This is a genomic window from Brucella tritici (assembly GCF_902825325.1).
GTDB lineage: Bacteria > Pseudomonadota > Alphaproteobacteria > Rhizobiales > Rhizobiaceae > Brucella.
On record NZ_CADEAR010000058.1, the window covers coordinates 1 to 2,480 of the forward strand.

Below are 2,480 nucleotides of genomic sequence, written 5' to 3' on the forward strand. Positions count from 1 at the left end.
CACAATCCTGAAAATCACCGGTCACAGCAAAATGATTGAAATCCTGCAGGTTAAATATCTCAACAACATCCTTGAGCGGGATCACCGGTTTATCAAGCGAATTACCAAACCGATGATGGGCTTTAAGGCGTTTCATTCAGCCGCAGCGACAATCGCGGGCATAGAAGTGGCGCATATGATCCGTAAGAAGCAGTTCGCAAATGACAACCGCTCGCCATTTAAAGTCTTTGCGGAGCTCGCAGCATAATTGCGTCTGAAGATCTGGCCGCTTCTAACATCATGATAAATTTGCGACATAACCAGATGGACGCGATACCCGTTCTTTTACCGGGTCAGACGCTGCAGGATGCGCGCAGCATGATTGAGGAGGTCTGCTCGTTCCGAACGGCAGAGACAAATCTGATCATAGAAGATTGCCGTGCTTACTACGGCGACAAGGCAAGCATTATGGTCGCCTGGTTCGGTATGGATGCGTGGTTTGAAGGCGAGGATGCCTCCAAGGCCAAATGGGCAACAGTGCTCAAGCACATGATTCAATAGGAGCTATCTGGATCGTGCGCATTTTGACTGATGAAGAAGCAGCTGGACTGATCGGATATCCGGAGGATGGCGTGTATGTCGCCATGGGAGAGCATGGCGGCGACAATCCGCGGCTCTTGGGCGGCGAATACTGCGCGGGTGACCTTGCAGGAACGGCACTGAAGGCCGCGGCTTTGCCGCGCTACTATCCGGAGACAGCGCACCCAGTTGTCGATTGACACGATATTTGGCCGTTTTGGCCACTATCTTGCCTTTGGGTCAGCATCGCTGATGTTTCTCAACGGTTCCAGTCGCATTGTACATGCCTTCAGGCGGGATCACCGGTAATATTTAGGAGCGAAACGGCAGCCTTCGCATCAACTGTCGCCGCTTATCATGCTGGTTGAGGATGTCGCCTGTTTCAGGAGTTTTGCGACAGTTCACGGAGGCATAATGTGCGCTCTATACTGGCCTCCGAATGGCGGTCATGACCATTCGGAGGCCATTCGTCGTTAGGTCAACCGAACGGAGATACCACCATCCGCAATCATCGGGCTTCCCGTCATGAAGCTTGACCTATCGGAAAGCAGAAAAAGGGCAGCCTGAGCAATTTCCTTCGCGCTCGCCATTCGCTTCATGGGATGCAGGTTCGCGATAAATTCCATGACTCCCGGATTTCCTTCGCCTCCCGCCGGCGTGATCGTGCCTCCCGGCAACAGCGCGTTGACACGAATGCCTTCCACCGCATGGTCGGACGCCAGCGACTGCACTAGTCCGATCAACCCGGCCTTGGATGCTGCATAGGCCCCCATGCCCGGCATACCGCCATTGCTGTAACCGACGAAGGACGAGGTGAAGACGATCGAGCCACCTCCCTGCTTCTTTACGGCCGGTATTTGAGCTTTCGCTGCGAAGAAGGCGGCCGTCAAGTTGACCTCCATGACATCATTCCAGTTGCCGATTTCCATATCGGGGACCGGACCCATAGTTCCCACGATGCCGGCATTGTTGAACGCGCCGTCCAACCGGCCGAACTCCTTTGTGGCGAGATCGACAAGGGCGTCGGCGTAGCCCTCATCCTTGACGTCGCCGACTAAGAGCACGGCTCTGCCATTGGCTTGCTTGATCGTTTTCGCGAGTGCTTCAAGCTCCCCGGATCGGCGCGCACCGAGAACCACATTGGCCCCTTCGGACGCGAACAGCAGTGCCGCCGCCGCACCAATCCCGCTGCTCGCCCCGGTGACAATGATAGTCTTACTTTCCAGTTCCATGACGTGTCGCTCCTAAACATTGCGTCATGGCTGTCTAGCGAAGGGGCAGACGGCGCAGCCACCCGTTTATTGCTTTCAAACTATCTTTCGGGAAAATAAGGCCGATCTTGTCGCAAAATTCGTGTGCGAAAGTCAAAGCTTTGTAGATATTTGCGACATGTCGCGACCACAAACCGGACCCAATTTTCTGACCGTGGCGATGCCACAGAGCGAAAAAAAGCATCCATTATCATTCAGATGAATAGGAGCGGAAAATGAACTCTCCACTGAAAACAGCCATCTTTATCGGCTCGCTAATGTTCCTGTTACAATTCGTCGTGGGCACCCTTGCAGGACATTTCTTCTTTGGCCCGCTCATCGCCATAGGCGGAGCACTATGGCTCGGTTATCAGGTTTATCAAACTGAGAAGTCGTATTGCTCATGGTGAAATGATATATTATTGTTAAATATCAATGACTTAGTTCCATAATAGAACTTATGCGATTTTCTTTTTGTTAGATACAGACGTCGCCAGTGGTCTCACAGAATCGATCCGATTCTGATCTCATTCGAGTTCATTGTTTATAGAGGGAAGAAAGGGCTCTGCCCTCTCTCCCTACAAGCATCGCCTCGGGTGTTGTCACGTTAAGTTTCTCTGGCCGGAAAGGCCAGGGGCTCGTAGATATTCAGGCGAAACAGGCCGCAATTTT

Annotated in this window: 5 protein-coding genes; 4 read left to right on the forward strand and 1 reads right to left on the reverse strand. The window is 52.7% G+C overall.

Features of this window, described 5'->3' with window-relative positions; genetic code table 11:
• The 3 genes from HWX93_RS22590 to HWX93_RS22600 all read left to right on the forward strand — a co-directional run.
• Window positions 1-247 (forward strand): DDE-type integrase/transposase/recombinase (locus HWX93_RS22590; RefSeq protein WP_176038802.1); only part of this gene is annotated, 247 nt, incomplete at its 5' end.
• Window positions 248-303: 56 nt separating this feature from the next.
• Complete coding sequence (locus HWX93_RS22595; RefSeq protein ID WP_151558849.1) at window positions 304-540, forward strand: hypothetical protein; 237 nt, start codon at window positions 304-306, stop codon at window positions 538-540.
• Window positions 541-554: 14 nt separating this feature from the next.
• Window positions 555-758 carry a hypothetical protein gene (locus tag HWX93_RS22600; RefSeq protein ID WP_151558851.1) on the forward strand — a complete coding sequence of 68 codons (204 nt, stop codon included), beginning with the start codon at window positions 555-557 and terminating at the stop codon, window positions 756-758.
• 273 nt (window positions 759-1,031) lie between these two features.
• Here the strand turns inward: HWX93_RS22600 and HWX93_RS22605 are convergent, their stop codons facing one another.
• Window positions 1,032-1,790, reverse strand: coding sequence for an SDR family oxidoreductase (locus tag HWX93_RS22605; RefSeq protein ID WP_151558853.1), 759 nt, complete (start codon window positions 1,788-1,790; stop codon window positions 1,032-1,034).
• 254 nt (window positions 1,791-2,044) lie between these two features.
• Between HWX93_RS22605 and HWX93_RS22610 the strand changes: the two genes are divergently transcribed.
• A complete protein-coding gene (locus HWX93_RS22610) occupies window positions 2,045-2,218 on the forward strand; it encodes a hypothetical protein (RefSeq protein WP_161662561.1) in 174 nt (57 codons plus the stop codon).
• The last annotated feature ends 262 nt before the right edge of the window (window positions 2,219-2,480 follow it).

Coding starts and splice junctions, on each gene's coding strand:
- HWX93_RS22595 (WP_151558849.1), top strand. CDS start 304: ATGGACGCGATACCCGTTCTTTTACCGGGTCAGACGCTGCAGGATGCG.
- HWX93_RS22605 (WP_151558853.1), bottom strand. CDS start 1,790: ATGGAACTGGAAAGTAAGACTATCATTGTCACCGGGGCGAGCAGCGGG.
- HWX93_RS22610 (WP_161662561.1), top strand. CDS start 2,045: ATGAACTCTCCACTGAAAACAGCCATCTTTATCGGCTCGCTAATGTTC.